Origin of the sequence: Erythrobacter sp., from assembly GCF_030066995.1 — a bacterium.
Taxonomy (GTDB): Bacteria; Pseudomonadota; Alphaproteobacteria; order Sphingomonadales; family Sphingomonadaceae; genus Erythrobacter.
Genome location: NZ_JASJAP010000001.1, coordinates 1,178,435 through 1,197,431 on the forward strand (window position 1 = coordinate 1,178,435; position 18,997 = coordinate 1,197,431).

The following is an 18,997-nucleotide window of genomic DNA, read 5'->3' on the forward strand; positions in this document are numbered from 1 at the left end:
AATCAAATGAACTGGTTCAACCGTGTCCGCAACTCGCTGGGTTTCGGCGAGGAGAAAAAGAGCACCGAAAAGGATCTGTGGATCAAGTGCTCGAATTGCCATGAAATGCTCTTCGTGGCGGAATACGATGAGAATGGGCGGGTGTGCCCGCGCTGCGACCATCACGGGCGCATTGGCGCGGATACGCGGCTTGCGATGCTGCTCGACCCCGGCTTTGAGCTGCTGCCGCAGCCGCAGGTCACCGAAGACCCGCTGAAATTCAAGGATTCCAAGAAATACACCGAACGCCTCAAAGCGGCGCGCGCGGCCAACCCGCATGAGGACGCGTTTGTCGTCGGCTCGGGAGCGATTGATGGCCAACCCGCAGTGGTCGGCGTGCAGGACTTTTCGTTCCTGGGCGGCTCTATGGGTATGGCGGTCGGCATGGCGTTCTGCGCCGCCGCCGAGCGTGCGCTGACCCGCAAATGCGCCTTTGTCGTAGTGACCGCCGCGGGCGGCGCGCGCATGCAGGAAGGTATTCTCAGCCTGATGCAGATGCCGCGCGCGACCGTGATGACCCGGCGGCTGAAGAAGGCCGGGCTTCCCTACATTGTCGTCCTGACCGATCCGACCACTGGCGGGGTCACGGCGAGCTACGCCATGCTGGGCGACATCCATATAGCCGAGCCCGGCGCGCTTATCGGCTTTGCCGGGCAGCGCGTGATCCAGGACACGATCCGTGAACAATTGCCCGAAGGCTTCCAGCGCGCGGAGTATCTGCACAAGCACGGAATGGTCGACATGGTCGTGCACCGCCACGAGCTCAAGGCGAAGCTCGCGCAGGTGCTCGACTACATGCAGCCCGCCGAGGCGGCCTAGTTTCGCGCGATGGTGGATTTCGGGCGCTCGAATGACCCTCGGGTGCAGGCTCAGCTTGATCGCCTTGCGCTGTTGAGCGTGCCGCAAGGTCGCTTTGGCCTCGGCACGATCACCGCGCTGATGGAGCGTCTTGGCAACCCGCACCGCAAGCTGCCGCCCGTCTTCCATGTCGCGGGAACCAACGGCAAGGGATCGGTCTGCGCTTTCCTGCGCGCCATGCTCGAGGCCGATGGGAAGCGCGTCCACGTCACGACCAGCCCGCATCTGGTTCGCTACAACGAGCGCATTCGTATCGCGGGCGAGCTTATCTCGGACACCGCTCTCGCGGGCGTGCTTGAGGAAGTGCTCAATGTCAGCGAGGATTTGGGGCCGAGCTTCTTCGAGGTGACGATTGCGGCGGCGTTCCTCGCTTTCTCACGCGAGCCGGCAGAGGCCTGCGTGGTCGAAGTCGGCCTTGGCGGGCGGTTTGACGCAACCAACGTGCTCGAACCATCGGCCGTCGCGGTCAGCGGGATCGCGGCTCTGGGCCTTGATCACGAACGCTTCCTGCTCGCACCTGAGGAAGGCACGCCGCAAAATCCCATGGCGCGCATCGCGTTCGAAAAGGCAGGGATCGCCAAGAAGAACACACCGCTTGTCGCGCTCGATCAGGTGCCCGAAGCCACCAGCCAAATCATCATTCGGGCCGAAAGCGTGGGCGCTCCGCTGGCGCTCAAGGGCGATAAGTGGTCGAACAAGTTCGAACTCGCCGAGCCGGAAAACCGCCACATCTATCGCGACGAGTTCGGGGAGCTTAGCCTGCCCTTGCCCACTCTTCACGGGCCACACCAGATCCGCAACGCAGGGCTGGCGCTTGCAATGCTGCGCCATCAGGAAGAGATCGAAGTCTCGGAAAAGGCGATGGCGCAGGGCCTCACCTACGTCGATTGGCCGGGCCGGTTTCAGCAATTGAAGGAAGGGCCGCTCACCCAGGGGCGCGAAGTCTGGGTCGATGGCGGGCACAATCCCAGCGCCGGGAAGGCGATGGCGGATTTCTGGGCAGACGACAGCGTCCATCTGATCATCGGGATGCTGGCAAACAAGAATCCCGAGGCGATCATCGAGCCCATGCGCCCCTGGTGCAAGACCGTCACCGCCGTGCCGGTGCCCGATCACGAGTGGCATCCGCCAGCGGCCTTCGGCAAAGGCGCAAAGAGCGCGCTCGACCTTGCAAGCGCGATCGCGCAATTGCCCGAGGACACGCTCCCGATATTCATCACCGGCTCGCTCTATCTGGTCGGCGACGCGCTTCGCCTGAATGGGCAGATGCCTGAGTAGTCACTCAGCCGGAGATGCGCGCGGCTTTACGTTGACGGGCTCCGGGGGATCATCGGCCACCTCGTCCTGATCGGGACCCGTCTGGCGAACGCTTTCGACCACAAATCCTTTGCTCCACAATAGCCACAGCAGCGCCATGCCCGGAACCGCAACGATCACTGTAAACGTCCAGAACCCGACCCAACCCAGGTTTTCCGCAAGATAGCCAGACGGAGTGGCCAACCAGGTCCGACCCACGGCGGCAAAGCTCGAAAGCAACGCAAACTGCGTTGCCGTGTAGGCAAGGTTGGAAAGCCCCGAGAGATACGTCACGAAAACCGTAAGTCCGATCCCGCTTGTCAAATTCTCCGTGCCCACCGCTATAGCGAGCATAAGCGGCGAATGGCCGACAATTGCAAGGAGGACGAACAGGAAGTTCGACAGCATCATCAGCAACCCAGAGATGATAAGCGCGCGCCCCATGCCCAGCCACGCGATGAAAGGACCGCCAAGCGCCGACCCTACGATCAAAGCGGCAAAGCCGACGAACTTGTTGATTGTGATGAACTCCGTATCGGTAAAGCCCAGCTCAACGATCATCGGGTTCAACATTCCCTGCCCCATCGCATCACCAACCTTGTAGATAAGCACGAAAAGCAGGATCAGCACAGCGCCCTTACGCCCGAGAAACTCGCGGAATGGGTTCACGACGGTCTCCAAGAGCCACTCGCGAAACTTCTGTCCAGCTGCGCGAGCAGTGCTCGGATCGTAGCGCCCGGCCCCGGCCCAAAGCGCACCAAGAGCGGCTGGAAGAACTAGAAAGCTTGTTAGCCCATACGCCATAGCCCAGCCAACATCGTACCCCTCGGACGAAGCAAGGTAAATCGTACCCGCGCCTGCCAGCAGATTGCCTGTGCGATATCCGAACTGGTTCATCGCCGTCCCGTGCGCAATTTCCGCGTCGGGCAGAATCTCGATCCGGTAGGCGTCAATTACGATGTCTTGCGTGGCCGAAAGAAACGCGACCACAATCGCCCAGAGCGCAAACGCGCCAATATTCTCATTCGTCGGGTTGCTGGTGCCGAGCTGCCAAAGGGCGAACACGAGCGCCGCCTGCACAGCAAAGAGCCACGCTCGCCGCTGCCCGAACAGGTTGGAGAGAATGGGAATGCGGGTCTTATCGACAAATGGCGCCCACAGAAACTTAAGCGTGTATGGCGTGGTCAGCCCGATCGCGAAGCCAATTGTAGACTTGTCGATGCCCACTTTAGATAGCCAGAACGTCATCGTCCCCAGCAACAGCGTGAGCGGGAAACCCGATGAAATGCCGAGCAGAAACGCAACGAACGGCATTCTGCGACGATATGGAGCGAAGGCGGGTACCAGATAGGCGAGGCCGACAACGCCGACGATCACTCCGAACAATATGCCCGTGCTCCAATCCATACGCGAACTCGTCCTTTTGAAAACTATATGATCTGTGCGACACTAGGCGCGGATGAGAGGAATAAGCCAGAGGGGTAAAGACGCCGCTATGAACGCGTCCACAACACAATTGCAAAAGCCATCGGCGCCAAGGCGCGCAACCCCTGGGCAGGTAAAACTCGCCGAGCTGGTGCGCGATGGCGAGGATCGGCGCCGCGCAGGGGGCTCAAGAGTTCCGGCGCGCCACTACACCGACCCTGCGCATTTCGCCGCCGAGAAGGCGGCGTTGTTCGACCGCTTGCCCCAAGTGCTGGTGCCAAGCGCGCTTCTGCCTGAGCCCGGCATGGCCGTGCCGCACGATGACACAGGGCGCCCGCTCCTGATCACACGCGACAGGCAGGGCGTCGCCCGCGTGTTCCTCAATGTCTGCCGCCATCGCGGCACGCGGCTGGTGGAAGGTAATGAGGCTCAATGCGGGGCACGGCTGGTGTGCCCCTATCACGCGTGGACCTATGGTCTTGATGGCAAGCTGCTCGCCCTGCCTCGGCCCGAAACTTTCCCCGATCTCGACAAGTCCAACCACGCTCTTATCGAGCTTCCAAGTCTGGAAGGGGGCGGCCTGATCTGGTTCGCGCACAATGAAAACGCCGATTTCGGCGATGCGGCGCGAGTGAGCGAGGACTTCACCGCTTTCGGTATGCCCGAGGCCTATCTCTTCCGGCGCAAGACCCACACGGTCAAAGGCAATTGGAAGCTCATCATGGACGCGTTCCTTGAGAGCTATCACGTCACGCGCCTCCACGCGAACACGATCGGGCCGTTCTTCAAGGATGGCGTAACCGCCGGTGATGAGGTCGGGCCGCATCTGCGCTCGGCGGTGGGCCGCGCGGAGGAAATGGACGGGATCGACCTTACGGATATGGCGGCGCTTCGTCGTTTGGTCACCTTCGCCTACCAATTGCTGCCCGCAACCGTGATCGTGCCCAGTCCCGATTACGTGAACGTCATGGTGCTGATGCCGCAGGCGCACGACCTCACGCTGGTCGAAGACTTCATGCTGATCCCAGAGCCGCCCGCAACAAACAAGGCGCGCGATCACTGGGAACGCAGCTGGGCGCTGCTCGATGGCGGGGTGTTTGCCTGCGAGGACTTTCGCGCGGCGGAACTGGGCCAACAGGGTCTCGAAAGCGGGGCGATCGACGAACTCACTCTCGGCACGCTTGAGGGCGGAGTCGCGCGTTTCAACGCCATTGTTGCGGAGGCGATGGCCAAGGCCGGCTGATCTCCTTTCGCGCCCTTCGAGACGGTTCACCCTGCGGCTTCACCTCCTCAGGGTGAGCGGGTATGGGGGTGAACCGAAGCATCCGCTCATCGTGAGGAAGGGTGAGGACGAATGTCCGAACCCCGTCTCGAAGGACCCGCATCCCATGCCGACCAACCCCGAAAAATCGGCTGACCGCCCCGAAGGCGACCGGATCGCCAAGATGCTGGCGCGCGCAGGGGTCGCCAGCCGCCGCGAGGTTGAGCGCATGATCGCCGATGGGCGCGTGAGCCTCGACGGCAAGCCGGTCGGAACGCCGGCCACGTTTCTCACCAGCCTCAAGGGCGTCAGCGTCGATGGCAAGCCCGTCGCCGCGCCCGAGCCCACGCAATTGGTCGCGTTTCACAAGCCAACCGGCCTGATCACCGCCGAGCGCGATCCGGCCGGTCGCCCCACGATCTACTCCGCGCTGCGCAACGCTCTGCCCAAGAACGCGCCGCGCCTGATGCCCATCGGGCGGCTCGACCTTAACACCGAAGGCCTGCTGCTTCTGACCAATGACGGCGGGCTCAAGCGACAAATGGAACTGCCCGCCACCGGTATTCCCCGCACCTACCGCGCGCGCGCGTTCGGCGAAGTGAGCCAGGAGCAATTGGAAGACCTGAGCGAAGGCGTTGAGATCGATGGCGTGCGTTACGGTTCGATCGACGCCAATCTCGAACACGGCTCTTCGGGTAAGAACAACTGGATCGAGATGACTATCACCGAGGGCAAGAATCGCGAAGTTCGCCGCGTGCTCGAACATCTCGGCCTCAAGGTGAACCGCCTGATCCGCACCGCTTACGGTCCTTTTGCGCTCGGCGACCTGCCACGTGGCCAGGCGGCGATCATCCGCAAGGGCGATCTTGCGCGCTTTCAGAGCCAGCTCAAACGCGGTTACGGGTGTTGAGAATCATCGCGGGCGAATGGCGCGGACGCAAGCTGACAGCGCCCAAAGGCGAGGCCACGCGCCCCACCGCCGATCGCACCCGCGAGACGCTGTTCAGCATGCTAACAAGCCGTCTTGGCTCGTTCGAGGGCCTTGCGGTCGCGGATCTTTTCGCAGGCTCCGGCGCACTGGGTCTGGAAGCGCTTTCGAGAGGCGCGGCCAGCTGCCTGTTCGTGGAGCAGGATCGCGAAGCTCTCACGGCCATCCGCGCCAATATCGACGCTCTAGGCGGGCGCGACAAAGCCCGGCTTGAGGCGGGCTCTGTCATGCAATTGCGCGCGCGCGAGCGTCCGATGGACCTGATCCTGATGGATCCGCCTTACCGCACCGGAGCGGGCGCGGTGGCGCTCGATCGGCTTCTGCGGCTCGGCTGGCTGGGCGACGCGACATGGGCTGCGATTGAAACCGCTGCCGATGAAGATATCGTGGTCAAAGGGCTTCGAACCGAAGCCGAGCGACGCGTGGGCAAAGGCAAACTGACGCTGCTGCGCTTGGGCGAGTAGCGCCAACAGCCGACGCGCCGCTCGGCCGGTCCCAAGGCTGTCGGATGCGACCCTCAGCCTTATGACCTCGATCCGCCGCGCCCTTCAATGCGCGCCCAGGCCTTGTCCTGATCGGGCTTGCTCATTCCGCTGAGCGCGACCTTGTCGGGATCGGTGAGGCTCCAGAACAGCTTCTGGCGATCGGCGGAAAGCGTCCAGTAATACGACTTCGTCGCATCGGGCCACGCGTTGTAGGATGCTTGCTTTTCCTCTGGCCAGCTTGCGATCTCATCCTTCTTCGCATCCGCCTTAGGGGCGGCCTGCGCCGCATCGTCGGTCACGGTCGCGCCATAGGCTGCTATCGGTGCGCTGCTCACAGCCAGCACGGCAAGGCTGGCAAACAATCGAGCTCGGGTATCATTACGCATTGGGGTTCTCCTTTGGTTTCACTCCCAAGCGCCAACGAACGCGTTCTTCCCGACCACGAATGCGCCCCTCGGTCAGACATCTGTGAGAATGAGGGTCGCGCGTGCGTATGGCCAGCCTCGGCGCTCGCCCTCCAACCCGCTCGCGGCACATGCGAGCGAGAGCCGTGGCGAAACCGCGCCGATTCGATTGAGCTTGCCGGTGCGGCGTGCCACATCGGTGGAACGAAGGTCCGGCTTCCTTGCCACACCGGTAAATGTTCTTTATCCGTTCTACCCAGCCCCATGTCATCCCCCCCTTCCCGCCCCGCTGACCGCGCGTCCTCGACCGAACAGATCCCGGCATACGCCGCTCGGCTCAACCCGCCGCAGCGCGAGGCGGTGCTGACCACCGAAGGCCCGGTGCTGATGCTCGCGGGCGCGGGCACGGGCAAGACCGCCGCGCTCACGGCGCGCCTGGCGCATCTGGTGGCGACGCGGCGCGCTTTTCCGAGCCAGATCCTGTGCGTGACCTTCACCAACAAGGCGGCGCGCGAAATGCGCGAGCGTGTGGGCGGACATCTGGGTCCGGGCGCGGAAGGTATTCCCTGGCTTGGCACCTTCCACTCGATCTGCGCCAAGATGCTGCGCCGCCACGCCGAGATGGTGGGGCTGGAGAGCAATTACACGATCATCGACACCGACGATCAGCTGCGTCTGCTCAAAGCGCTGATCGCCGAAAACGATACTGACGACAAACGTTGGCCCGCGCGCCAGCTTGCCGGGCTGATCGATAGCTGGAAGAACCGCGGGCTCAACCCGGCTGACCTCGATGCGGTAGAGAACGAGGCTTACGCGAACGGTCGGGGCCAGGCGATATACGCCGCCTATCAGGAGCGCTTGAAGGCGCTCAACGCCTGCGATTTCGGCGACTTGATGCTCCACATGCTCAATATCTTTCGCCAACACTCCGATGTGCTGGAGGATTATCAGCGCCGCTTCCGCTACATTCTCGTCGACGAATATCAGGACACCAACGCAGTCCAGTATCTGTGGCTGAGACTGCTCGCGCAGGCGCACAAGAACATCTGCGTGGTCGGCGATGATGACCAGTCGATCTATTCCTGGCGCGGCGCGGAAGTTGCCAACATCCTGCGGTTCGAGAAGGACTTTCCCGGTGCGCATGTGGTGCGCCTTGAACAGAATTACCGCTCCACCCCGCACATTCTGGGCGCCGCCTCGGGCCTTATCCGCGCCAATTCGCAGCGCCACGAAAAGACATTGTGGACCGAGGCCAATGGCGGCGACAAGGTCAAGGTCATCGGCGTGTGGGACGCGCCCGAAGAAGCGCGGCGAGTGGGCGAAGAGATTGAGCGGCTGGAGGGTGAAGGCGCCCCGCTCGACCAGGTCGCTATCCTCGTGCGCGCGCAATACCAGACGCGCGAGTTTGAGGATCGCTTCATTCAGATCGGGATCAATTACCGGATCATCGGCGGCTTTCGCTTCTACGAGCGCGCCGAAATCCGCGATGCCCTGGCCTATCTGCGCGTCATCGCGCAGCCGCAGGACGATCTCGCCTTTGAGCGCATCTACAACCAGCCCAAACGCGGGCTAGGCGCAAAGACGCTCGAAAAGATGCACAGCCACGCCCGCTGCACCGGAATGCCCTTGACCGCCGCCTCGCTGGAACTCGCCGATACCGATGAGCTGCCCAAGCGCGCGGCGAACACGATCGGCGGCCTGATGCGCCAGTTTCTCGCCTGGCGCGAAGCGGCCGAAACGCTCAGCCCGGCCGATCTCCTGCGCCTCGTCCTAGACGAATGCGGCTATAACGAGATGCTCGCCAAGGACCGCAGCGCTGAAAGCGCGGGGCGCGCGGAGAACCTGTCCGAACTCGCGCGCGCCATGGAGGAGTACGAAACGCTCGGTGACTTCCTCGAACACGTCTCCCTCGTCATGGACAACGATCGCGGCGACGAAGATGAAACCGTCACCATCATGACGATCCACGCCGCCAAGGGGCTGGAATTCGACAACGTCTTTTGCGTGGGCTGGGAAGAAGGCGTCTTCCCCAGCCAGCGCGCGATTGACGAGGGCGGGCTCGCGAGCCTCGAAGAGGAACGCCGCCTCGCCTATGTCGCGATCACCCGCGCGCGGCGGCGTTGCACGATCCTGCACGCAGCCAACCGGCGCATCTATGGCCAGTGGACGAGCTCAATCCCCAGCCGCTTTATCGAGGAATTGCCCGAAGAGCATATCGAGCAGGAGACGACACTGACCGGCGGCGCCTCTCTGTGGCGCGCCAACTGGAGCGAGAACGAAGACCCCTTCGCGCATGTCGCCCGCGACAAGCCGAGCCGCGCGCAGACCCGTGGCCCGGGCTGGCAACGCGCGATCGAGAGCGGCTATGAAACCAAACAGAACCGCGTCGCCGAAAGCGGACGCAGCGCTGCCAGCTTCGCCGCCGCGCCCCGCTCCGACATCCGCATCGGCGCGATGGTCGAACACGCGAAATTCGGCGTGGGCTGTGTGATCGATCAGGAAGGCAACAAGCTGGAAATCGAGTTCGAAGACCACGGCACAAAGCGGGTGATCGACGGCTTTGTGAGCGTGATCGGCTAATGCCTATCTCTCCGCCAAGGGCGTGGCAGCCTGCGCGTTGTTCGTTGTTACCAGATAATCAAAGCCCAGCATCACAAAGCGGAACATATCGTCAGCATCGTTCAGCCCCGCATTGCCGAGATTGCGGCGCGCCGGCTCGAGCGGGATTACGAAATGCGATTGCCCCTGCGTGACAACTTCCATGTCGATCCCAGCTTCGGCTAAGTCGGAGATCAGCTTCTCGCCGTCGCGTACCTCTTGGATCGCGTAGATGCCATCGGGAGACGGACGAATGCCGAGTTGCGAACCGCCCACGGGCAAGTAGGCAATCCGAACCACATCCATGCCATTCTCGGCTGCTATGCCTTCGATCAGGGAGCCAATGTCGAACGTCTTCATTGGCGATGTTCCAGCACCGACGTGGACGGCCCCCATCTTCATCAGCACGCGCGGAGGCTGGCCTATTCGCTGTTTCGCCTCGGCGTAATGCTTCAGAAAATACTCGCGGATCAGCGCCACGCGCGCGGTGTTGTTGTCAAATCCGCGCCCCTCAAAATTTGCTAGGTAGATCGATTGACTGGTCTGCAAGGCATCGACCCGCTCCAGCGCTTCGGCATCATCTGCAAAGATCTTGCGAAGATAGGACCATTCCTCGGGCCCAGCGGTCACCATGAAAACACTTTGCTGATTGCCGCTTGCGAACGCCTCCCGGTCGACCGAGGCCCAGTCGCGGATCGTTTCGCTCGCCTCGCCGTCTTCCGTGCGCTCCGCAAACCAGTCTAAGTGGATTTGGGTGGACCCTATAAACTCTTGATCGATGCCCCACAGTTGGCCGTCATCAAGAAAGCCGAGCGCGACGTTAGCCTCCCGACGCTGTCCGAGAAATGGCAATGCGAGCGGCCTGCCCGTGAGCGACCGCGCAAGCGCTTCGACCCCGCCCGAAAGCAACTGTTCGCGCAGCCAATCGGTTGACCAAGGTCCGACTTCAACAGCGTAGTTAGTAAAGCCTGTTGCGCGCCCTTCAGAAGCAAATGCGGCAATCAGGTCCGGCGCGTCGGCAAAACCGTGATCCTCACCGATCGCGATGAATTGGGCATCCGCAATTTCGGCACGCAACGTCTCCGCGCCAGGTCCGGAAAAACCCGATTCCGTAAATTCGAGCGCCAAGGGCTGTATCGTTGGTTCGGGCTTTCCGGCTGCGGGTTCGGCCGCATCTTGAGCATGCGCGATAGTTGTCCCGGCGATCACCATCGCGGCCACACCCATTACCAGCCCAAACCTGCGCATCGCTCTGCTCCTTAGTGTGCTATAACAGCAATACACTTAGCGCGCACAGTAAAGCGGGTCAAGCGATCTCAGCTTACCCCCACATCAAGGAAGCCTGGCTTGGGGCCGTTCCATTCGCCTGCGGGAACCGGCTCGCGGTCCTCGCCTTGCTCATTGCGGCGGCGTGACCTGCGCGGCCTTTCGTCTTGCTCGTCTTCTTGGGCGCGCTTCTCGCGGCGCGGCTTCTTGGGTCGCTCACCGTCCTTCTTCGCCTCGCGCGGGTCTTCCTCGCGCTCCGCCTCGGTGCCCGGCTCAGCCAGCTCCACCCGCACATCGTCCTTGCCGAAGACCTTGATCTTCGCGCCGGTTAGCTTCTCCACATTGGCGATGGCTTCGGCGTCTTCCTCCGCGACGAAAGTGAAGGCGCGGCCCTTCGCCCCAGCCCGGCCTGTACGCCCGATGCGGTGGACGTAATCGTCCGGGTGCCAGGGCGTGTCGAAATTGAAGACGTGGGAGACGCCCTTGATGTCGAGCCCGCGCGCCGCGACATCGCTTGCGACAAGAATGTTCACGTCGCCCGATTTGAAGCGCTCGAGCTCCTTGAGCCGCGAATTCTGGTCAATATCGCCATGGATTTCGCCGCTGGCAAAACCGCGCTTTTGCAGATGCTTGTTAAGCTCTCGCACGGTGGTCTTGCGGTTGGCGAAGACAATCGCGGTTTCAACCTGGTCGTTGGCCAGCAACCATTCGAGCGTTTCACGCTTCTGGCGAGCCTTAACCGGCACCTTGAACGCGGTGATGTCCTTGTTGGTTGTCGCCGCGCGCGCAGTTTCGATCCGCTGCGGGTTCGACAGGAACTTCTTCGCCAGCTTTTCAATCGGCGGCGGCATGGTCGCGGAGAAAAGCATGGTCTGGCGCTGATCGGGCAGCTTGTCGCAGATGAATTCGATATCCGGGATGAAGCCCATGTCGAGCATCCGGTCTGCCTCATCGATCACGAGCAGTTCGCAGCCGTTAAGGAGGATCTTGCCGCGCTCGAACAGGTCCATCAGGCGACCCGGCGTGGCAATCAGGACGTCAACGCCTTCATCGAGCGTCTTGAGCTGATCGCCCATCTGCACGCCGCCGATCAGAAGCGCCATCTTCAGGTCGTGGTTCTTGCCATACTTCTCGAAGTTCTCAGCCACTTGCGCGGCGAGTTCGCGGGTCGGCTCCAGGATCAGCGATCGCGGCATCAGCGCGCGGCGTCGCCCTGCGGCCATCACGTCAATCATCGGCAGCACGAAGCTCGCCGTCTTGCCCGTGCCGGTCTGCGCGATGCCGATAATGTCGCGCATCATCAGGATCGAAGGGATCGCCTGCGCCTGGATCGCGGTCGGCTCAGTGTAGCCGGCGTCTTCAACGGCGGCTAACAGTTCGGGGGAAAGGCCGAGATCGGCAAAAGGCATATTCTTAGGTTGTTTCCGGATTAAGGGCGAAACATCGCTCGCGATCAGCTCGCTCATTCGATGATCGAGTACGAACCCTAGGCTCCTCGCCAGGGCGCCGCCCCTTTGTCCAAAACGCCCGGAAAAGTCAAGAAATCGGCGATGTATCGCGAGTAAGGCGCCGCGCTGAGCCAGAGCCCTGCGATTACTCTTCGATGGCCTTGAGCTTCATCATGCGCTCGATATCGCATCGCGCTCCATTGCGAGACTGAAGCGTATCGCGCGCAACGCACAGCTTCCCATCCTCGTTCTGCTCAACGTAAAAGCCGGAATAGAAGTCCCGCGCGCGGCACGCTTTTTCCAGATTGAGGCTGAGTATCTCGGCGTCCTGCAAGAACAGTAGCAGGCGATTGCCGCTTCCCGTCTCGACACCCGCAATGCGCTCTACTTTGACACAGCGCTTGGCTTTGTTTTCCTTGTACCGGGTGGGGCGCGTGGGGCTGGGCAATTGCGCAAGCATGTTGCGCTGTGTGCTCGCGCGGCGCGGAGCAATTCGGACATAGACACGTTGCTCGATGCGAATCTGACTTTGGCGCACCGTCAGGTCGAGCGATTCCAAGGGGGTTTGCGCGGTCGAATAAGGCGGCGTCGTACGCTCTGGCACCCGGGAGTTCGGCGCACCGGCGGTGCCCGTATGAGCCCATCCGGCAAAAGCCTGCAAACCGGACGCGTCGGTCGCCGACAAGCTTGCCGCAGGCAGCGCGAGCGCCAAAGATGCCAAAATGTCTGCGAGGCCGGGCATCGAAGCCAGCATCCCTCCCGAATTTTTTCCCGTCGTCCAGCCTTGCACCTAGCAATGCCGCTTGAATGGTGGCTTAACTCGCCTCTGCCGGGGCGCAAGTCGGATCGTGTCGACTGGCGTTTCGCGACCAATCTGTGGCATAGGCGCAACAATGACAGCGACAACGGTTTCCGCTCCGCAGGCGTTTCTCGCCTCGGCCAAAAGCCTCTTGGGCGAGAAGGGGTTCACTCAGGATGCTGACACGATAGAACCGTGGCTGACCGACTGGCGGGGGCGATACACGGGCCGCGCGCTCGGCCTTGCCTCACCGGCGTCAACCGCAGAGGTCGCGGCGCTGATGGCGCTTTGCAATGAGCACAGGATTCCCGTCGTCCCCCAAGGGGGCAACAGCGGCATGGCGGGCGGAGCGACACCCGATGAAAGCGGCGAAGGGATACTCCTCTCGCTGCGCCGGATGAACGCGATTCGTTCGCTGGACGTTGGCGCAGCTCAGGTGGTGTGTGAGGCGGGCGTCATCCTCCAGACCTTGCACGAAGCGACGGAAGAACACGGTCTTCGCTTTCCGTTGACCCTAGGTGGCAAAGGGTCGGCCACCATAGGCGGTCTGATCTCAACCAACGCAGGCGGCACGCAAGTGCTTCGCTATGGGACCATGCGGGCGCAGGTTCTAGGCCTTAAAGCGGTGTTGGCAGACGGACGGGTGTTCGATGCGCTGACGGTTCTCAAAAAGGACAATCGCGGATTTGACCTCAAGCAATTGCTTATCGGGTCCGAGGGAACCCTGGGTGTCGTAACCGCTGCGACCCTGCGCCTTCTTCCGCTCCCGCGTTCGCGTGTTACCGCCTGGGTCGGGTTATCGAGCGTGATCGATGCGCGCACCCTGCTGCGCCAGTCTCAGACGAGCCTGGGAGAAGCCCTTGAGGGATTCGAAGTGGTTCCGGCCCACTGCCTCCAGAGCGTGCTCGCACACTTGCCAAACGCTCGCTCCCCCCTAGTCCAGACCCACGCCTGGAACGCGCTTATCGAATGCACTTCACCCAGCGAAGACGCAGGCGCACTAAGGGCGCGGCTTGAAGCGGCGCTTGAGAGCGCGCTGGAGGCTGGGCTGATCGCCGATGCCGCCATCGCCGCCAACGAAGCCCAGGCAGAGCAATTCTGGACTTTGCGCGATTCGATCTCACCCGCAGAGCGCGCCCTTGGCCCGGCGATGCAGCACGACATCTCGGTCCCCGTGGAGCGCATGCCGGAATTCATCCTCGCCGCAATCCCGATCGTGGAGGACGAATTTCCCGGTACGACGGGCGCGGCGTTCGGGCATCTGGGCGATGGCAACGTTCACTTTCACGTCCTCGCTCCTGCAGACGCGGTCGCTGGCCAGTGGGAAGAGGAAGAGGGCCATCGGATCAGCGCGCGGGTGCACGATCTGGTGACCCAATGTGGGGGCTCGATCAGCGCGGAACACGGTATTGGCCAAATGAAGGTCGCCGAGCTTGGCCGACTTGGCGATCCGGTTGCGCTGTCGATGATGCGAGCGGTCAAGACGGCGCTGGATCCGCACGATCTGCTCAATCCCGGAAAACTTGTCCCCTAAGAGCGATGAGAGCTTTAGGACGCGTCGCTTGCGCCCACCCGCGAACCCGCCTAAGGCCGCTCGCGTTCGGTGATCTCGGGGATCGGAGTGAGGCGTAGCCAAGCCAATCCCTTCGCAGATCACCCTCACGCTCAGAATTCTTTTTCCAAGCATCCGGAGACATCCCAATGGCCACCGCGCCGCAGCCGCAACTTCCGCTGTTCTACAAAGATCTTTTGCCCCTCAACAGCAAGGAACATGGGGACTGGAAAGTCAGCTCGTTCGACAACGCGGGCTTTCTGTCAGACACGCACGCGATCCCGCTTACCGTCGACGAGTTCGTAGACGCTCAGCGCAATTATCCGATCGTCTTCACCGCTGGCGACAACCCACTTCCGATCGCGCTGTTTGGTCTGAACGAAGGCGTCAACACCTTCATTGGCGATGATGGCAAGATGGTGGCGGACGTCTACGTTCCGGCCTATGTGCGGCGCTACCCCTTCATCCTTGCCAAGCTCCAGCCGAACTCCGAGGAGATGTCGCTGTGTTTTGACCCCACCGCTGGCGTAATCGCAAAGCAGGATGAGGGACAAATTCTGTTCGACGCCGAAGGCAAGCCGAGCGACTACACCAACGGCGTGCTCGACTTTTGCCGTAAGTTCGAAGAATCCGGCCAACGCACGCGCGCATTCCTGGAAGAGCTGAAGAAGCTCGATATCCTGATGGACGGCGAAATTGCGATCACGCGCTCCGATGCGCCGGACACGCCATTTGTGTATCGCGGCTTTCGGATGGTGGACGAGAAGAAGTTGCGCGAACTCCCGACGGAGACGCTCGAAACGCTCAACAAGAACGGCATGATCATGCTGATCCATGCGCACCTGTTTTCAATGAACCTCATGCGTCGACTGTTTGAACGCCAGACGGCCATGGGCAAGGTGCCGCAGCCGGCCTCAAACAGCGCCGCGAGCTAAAGCTCAAGCGGAGACAAATCCGCAGGCTTGGGTCGCCGTTCGAACGGAGGTACCATGCCGAATTGTGCTCCCCGGTGTTCGAGACGTGCTCCGGGGAGCCGCTTACTCTTAGGCTCGGACCGCCCCAATTTGGCCGCTTGAGGCGGTATTGTTCTAAAGTGCGGCGATTTCGGACCTAAGCCACCTCGAGCGCGGCACACCGGGCGTCCTTTTCATAGACCGATATGGGTTTAGCGGAAGCGCATTCCGACCGCCGAGCCGGGATAGCGCGCTATTCCGCCGCTTCGTCTAGCCGCCCGCTATCGGCCAGACGCGCCGTCTGCGCCCCCAGCTCACGAACCAATCCCGCAAGAACGCTGGACAAGCTTGCAAGCCCCTTGGTAGTCTCGGCCATACGATCGTCGAGATAGAGCGACCGGCAGACTTCGACCTGGATCGCGTGGATCCCGCGCGACGGGGCCGCGTGGCGATCGAGCACATAACCACCCGAATAGGGCCGATTGTGCGCCACTTCATAGCCTGAGGCGTCCAGATAGCGGAACGCGCGCGCCAGCAGGGGTCCTCCGCAAGAAGCGCCAAATCGGTCGCCCAGCACGATTCTTGGCGCGCGCGCCTGCCCAGGCTGCTGTCGCAGCGGCGGCATAGAATGCAAATCGATCAGCAAGGCCGCGCCCCATGCGTCGCAGACCCGCTGGAGCTCGGCGCGCAGGAATGCGTGATACGGCCGGTGAATTTGGTCGATGCGCGCGTCCAGCTCCTCGCGCGGAAGAGGACGCTTCCAGATCTCGCCAAAACCGGGCAGGCGACGCGGCACCAGCCCCAGCCCACTGCGCGCCCTGCGATTCGCGCTTCCCGAGCGCTGGCTGATAAGCGAATGCGTGCGGCCCTCTCTCCGATGCTTCCCGGAGACCATCTCCCAATCGATATCATCGTGCGCGCGATTGAGATCGAGCATGGCTCGCGGGGCATGCGCAACGAGCAGTCCGGTTCCCGTTGCCTTGGCCACAGCAGCGCCGACTTTGTCGACGTGACGATCTTCAAGGCGCAACTGGCACAATTCCTCATCGCGCAAATCGGCTAGCACATGGTCCGGATAGGCGCGGCCAGCGTGCGGGACCGCAATCACCACGGGCAGGGGCATCGATCGCGGCGCGACATGTGTGAAGGCGGCTGCGTGCGATGCATCCTTTGCAGCGCCAGGAACCCGGCCCCCGGTCACCTTGAGCAATCCGCTCGCTCTCTGCCCGGCCGCACCGTGCGAGTTTACCGACACGCTCGCGCTCTCCCCGCTGTGTCCATACACGGTTTTTCCGGCGAACCGCGACTTGTTGTCATGGGTTTTGTGCTGCCCTGTTTGCGAGGATAAGTCAAAGTCCCAGATCGATAACGAACGACCCCTCGATCCGGTCCAATCCGGTTCGGATGAAAAAGATACGCACTCACACCAAGAATGGCCGCGTCTTTAGTGCAATTGATATGATTTCTTAAGCGACGGCTGCTAACGCAGACCCATGACCGAGACCAACGCCCCGCGGATCCTTTTAGCCGAGGACGAGGACGCCATGCGCGCCTATCTGGCGCGCGCGCTCACCAACGCCGGTTACCGTGTGGACACCGTCGATCGCGGCACAGATGCCATTCCGTTGCTGGAGAACGAACAGTTCGATCTTCTCCTCTCGGACATTGTGATGCCTGAGATGGATGGGATCGAACTTGCCCAGCGTTGCGCGGAGATCAGCCCGCGCACCAAGGTGATGTTCATAACGGGCTTTGCTGCCGTGTCGCTGCGGGCCAGTCGCGAACAGCCCACCGCGAAGGTCCTCTCCAAGCCCTTCCATTTGCGCGATCTCGTGCTGGAGGTCGAACGCGTGTTTGAAGAACAGGGCGAAGCGAGCGGCTCCACTTGAGGTCCGCATCGGGCGTTGTTTCGAAAGCCCGGTTCGAAAAGCTTGCACCGCGTCGCAAGCCGCGTTAATGCGCCGCTCCGCTTGATGCCGAACCGGTGTCGCAAGCGGTTCATCGATGGTCCGGGCGTATAGCTCAGTGGTAGAGCACTGTGTTGACATCGCAGGGGTCGGAAGTTCAACTCTTCCTACGCCCACCATCGTTGGCTTCCCGACAGGTCAGGATCGGTAGTCAGCCCATGCGGGCGGGTTTCTCGATTGTCGGACAGGCGCTTCCTTCAAGCCAAGCGCGGCCTTTCCCCATGAACCTGCAAATGCATCGCAAAGGCGCTTAGGGCGGCTTGCACAGCGCCTCGCCTCTGCTAAAGCCCGCCGCAGGGATTTTATCACACAGCAAAACGAGGCGCGCGGCCCCCCGAAGCCCCGCGTCCCATCGCGCGCCACAGCGCATAACAGGAAGGCGAGACACTTCTCATGCAGAAAATTCAGGTCAAGAACCCGGTCGTCGAACTCGACGGGGACGAAATGACGAAGATCATCTGGCAATGGATCCGCGAAAGGCTGATCCTCCCCTATCTCGACATTGATCTGAAATATTACGACCTTTCCATCGAAAAGCGCGACGAGACGGACGATCAGATTACGGTGGACGCCGCCAACGCGATCAAGGAATTCGGCGTTGGCGTGAAATGCGCCACGATCACGCCCGATGAAGCCCGCGTCGAAGAGTTTGACCTTAAGAAGATGTGGCGCTCGCCCAACGGCACGATCCGCAACATCCTGGGCGGCGTCGTCTTCCGCGAGCCCATCGTGATCGACAACGTCCCGCGCCTGGTGCCCGGCTGGACCGACCCGATCGTGGTTGGCCGTCACGCATTCGGTGATCAGTACCGCGCGACCGACACGCTAATCCCCGGCCCAGGCAAGCTGCGTCTCGTCTACGAGGGCGATGACGGCGCCATCCTCGATCTCGACGTCTACCGTTTTGAAAGCTCAGGCGTCGCCATGGCGATGTATAACCTCGATGAATCGATCCGCGCCTTCGCCAGGGCATCGATGAATTACGGCCTCGATCGCAAATGGCCCGTCTACCTCTCGACCAAGAACACAATCATGAAGGCCTATGACGGGCGCTTCAAAGACCTGTTTCAAGAGGTCTATGAGGAAGAGTTCGAAGAGCGCTTCAAGGAAGCGGGCATACATTATGAGCACCGCCTGATCGACGATATGGTCGCCAGCGCCCTCAAATGGTCGGGCAAGTTTGTCTGGGCCTGCAAGAACTATGATGGTGACGTCCAGTCGGACACGGTCGCGCAAGGGTTCGGTTCGCTTGGCCTGATGACTTCGGTTCTGATGACGCCCGATGGCAAGACCGTCGAAGCCGAGGCCGCCCACGGCACCGTGACCCGCCACTATCGCCAGCACCAGCAGGGCAAGGCGACCTCGACCAACCCTATCGCCTCAATCTTCGCCTGGACGCGCGGCCTGATGTATCGCGGCAAGTTCGACGACACGCCGGACGTGGTGAAATTCGCCGAGACGCTGGAGCGGGTTTGCATCGAGACCGTCGAAAGCGGATCGATGACAAAGGATCTGGCGCTGCTCATCGGGCCGGGCCAGAACTGGCTGACGACCGAGCAGTTCTTCGAAGCGATCGTCACCAATCTTGAAAAGGAAATGGCGAACTGGGCCTGATCTACTGGGCCTGATTCACCGCGGGGCGATCGCAGCCCGGGGAC

Annotated in this window: 16 protein-coding genes and 1 tRNA gene; 11 read left to right on the forward strand and 6 right to left on the reverse strand. The window is 61.9% G+C overall.

What is annotated here, in order from left to right; translation table 11 throughout:
- Positions 1-6: 6 nt before the first annotated feature.
- Together accD and QNI87_RS05650 are read left to right on the forward strand one after the other, a co-directional pair.
- The gene (gene accD / locus QNI87_RS05645; RefSeq protein ID WP_300595117.1) at positions 7-858 is read left to right on the forward strand and encodes an acetyl-CoA carboxylase, carboxyltransferase subunit beta; all 852 of its coding nucleotides are present in this window, start codon (positions 7-9) and stop codon (positions 856-858) included.
- A gap of 9 nt (positions 859-867) precedes the next feature.
- Positions 868-2,175, forward strand: coding sequence for a folylpolyglutamate synthase/dihydrofolate synthase family protein (locus QNI87_RS05650; RefSeq protein ID WP_300595119.1), 1,308 nt, complete (start codon positions 868-870; stop codon positions 2,173-2,175).
- Here QNI87_RS05650 and QNI87_RS05655 read toward each other — a convergent pair whose 3' ends face one another.
- Positions 2,176-3,600 (reverse strand): MFS transporter, encoded by a 1,425-nt coding sequence (locus tag QNI87_RS05655; RefSeq protein WP_300595121.1) that lies wholly within the window; start codon positions 3,598-3,600, stop codon positions 2,176-2,178.
- A gap of 88 nt (positions 3,601-3,688) precedes the next feature.
- Here QNI87_RS05655 and QNI87_RS05660 point away from each other — a divergent pair, with 88 nt between their 5' ends.
- From QNI87_RS05660 to rsmD, 3 genes are all read left to right on the forward strand, one after another.
- Complete coding sequence (locus tag QNI87_RS05660) at positions 3,689-4,861, forward strand: aromatic ring-hydroxylating dioxygenase subunit alpha (protein WP_300595123.1); 1,173 nt, start codon at positions 3,689-3,691, stop codon at positions 4,859-4,861.
- 145 nt (positions 4,862-5,006) lie between these two features.
- Positions 5,007-5,789, forward strand: coding sequence for a pseudouridine synthase (locus QNI87_RS05665; protein WP_300595125.1), 783 nt, complete (start codon positions 5,007-5,009; stop codon positions 5,787-5,789).
- On the forward strand, positions 5,786-6,331 hold the full coding sequence (gene rsmD, locus QNI87_RS05670) for a 16S rRNA (guanine(966)-N(2))-methyltransferase RsmD (RefSeq protein WP_300595327.1): 546 nt from the start codon (positions 5,786-5,788) through the stop codon (positions 6,329-6,331). Before QNI87_RS05665 ends, rsmD begins: the two co-directional genes overlap by 4 nt.
- A 59-nt stretch (positions 6,332-6,390) precedes the next feature.
- On the opposite strand, the gene QNI87_RS05675 is transcribed toward rsmD, so the two are convergent.
- A complete protein-coding gene (locus tag QNI87_RS05675; protein ID WP_300595126.1) occupies positions 6,391-6,738 on the reverse strand; it encodes a hypothetical protein in 348 nt (115 codons plus the stop codon).
- A 282-nt stretch (positions 6,739-7,020) separates the two neighbouring features.
- On the opposite strand from QNI87_RS05675, the gene QNI87_RS05680 reads away from it, so the two are divergent.
- On the forward strand, positions 7,021-9,336 hold the full coding sequence (locus tag QNI87_RS05680) for a UvrD-helicase domain-containing protein (protein ID WP_300595127.1): 2,316 nt from the start codon (positions 7,021-7,023) through the stop codon (positions 9,334-9,336).
- Positions 9,337-9,339: 3 nt separating this feature from the next.
- On the opposite strand, the gene QNI87_RS05685 is transcribed toward QNI87_RS05680, so the two are convergent.
- The 3 genes from QNI87_RS05685 to QNI87_RS05695 form a co-directional block, all read right to left on the reverse strand.
- Positions 9,340-10,602, reverse strand: a complete 1,263-nt coding sequence (locus tag QNI87_RS05685; RefSeq protein ID WP_300595128.1) for a hypothetical protein — start codon at positions 10,600-10,602, stop codon at positions 9,340-9,342.
- 68 nt (positions 10,603-10,670) lie between these two features.
- A complete protein-coding gene (locus tag QNI87_RS05690; RefSeq protein ID WP_300595129.1) occupies positions 10,671-12,029 on the reverse strand; it encodes a DEAD/DEAH box helicase in 1,359 nt (452 codons plus the stop codon).
- Positions 12,030-12,213: 184 nt separating this feature from the next.
- Complete coding sequence (locus QNI87_RS05695; protein ID WP_300595130.1) at positions 12,214-12,822, reverse strand: hypothetical protein; 609 nt, start codon at positions 12,820-12,822, stop codon at positions 12,214-12,216.
- A 139-nt stretch (positions 12,823-12,961) separates the two neighbouring features.
- Here QNI87_RS05695 and QNI87_RS05700 point away from each other — a divergent pair, with 139 nt between their 5' ends.
- Together QNI87_RS05700 and QNI87_RS05705 are read left to right on the forward strand one after the other, a co-directional pair.
- Positions 12,962-14,401, forward strand: a complete 1,440-nt coding sequence (locus tag QNI87_RS05700; RefSeq protein ID WP_300595132.1) for an FAD-binding oxidoreductase — start codon at positions 12,962-12,964, stop codon at positions 14,399-14,401.
- A gap of 167 nt (positions 14,402-14,568) precedes the next feature.
- Complete coding sequence (locus QNI87_RS05705) at positions 14,569-15,354, forward strand: SapC family protein (RefSeq protein ID WP_300595134.1); 786 nt, start codon at positions 14,569-14,571, stop codon at positions 15,352-15,354.
- A gap of 271 nt (positions 15,355-15,625) precedes the next feature.
- Here QNI87_RS05705 and QNI87_RS05710 read toward each other — a convergent pair whose 3' ends face one another.
- Positions 15,626-16,627, reverse strand: coding sequence for an N-formylglutamate amidohydrolase (locus QNI87_RS05710; RefSeq protein ID WP_300595136.1), 1,002 nt, complete (start codon positions 16,625-16,627; stop codon positions 15,626-15,628).
- A gap of 238 nt (positions 16,628-16,865) precedes the next feature.
- Here QNI87_RS05710 and cpdR point away from each other — a divergent pair, with 238 nt between their 5' ends.
- From cpdR to QNI87_RS05725, 3 genes are all read left to right on the forward strand, one after another.
- Positions 16,866-17,261 carry a cell cycle two-component system response regulator CpdR gene (gene cpdR, locus QNI87_RS05715; protein ID WP_300595138.1) on the forward strand — a complete coding sequence of 132 codons (396 nt, stop codon included), beginning with the start codon at positions 16,866-16,868 and terminating at the stop codon, positions 17,259-17,261.
- A gap of 122 nt (positions 17,262-17,383) precedes the next feature.
- Positions 17,384-17,458, forward strand: a tRNA-Val gene (locus QNI87_RS05720).
- Between the two features lie 274 nt (positions 17,459-17,732).
- The gene (locus QNI87_RS05725) at positions 17,733-18,953 is read left to right on the forward strand and encodes an NADP-dependent isocitrate dehydrogenase (protein WP_300595140.1); all 1,221 of its coding nucleotides are present in this window, start codon (positions 17,733-17,735) and stop codon (positions 18,951-18,953) included.
- Positions 18,954-18,997 lie beyond the last annotated feature (44 nt).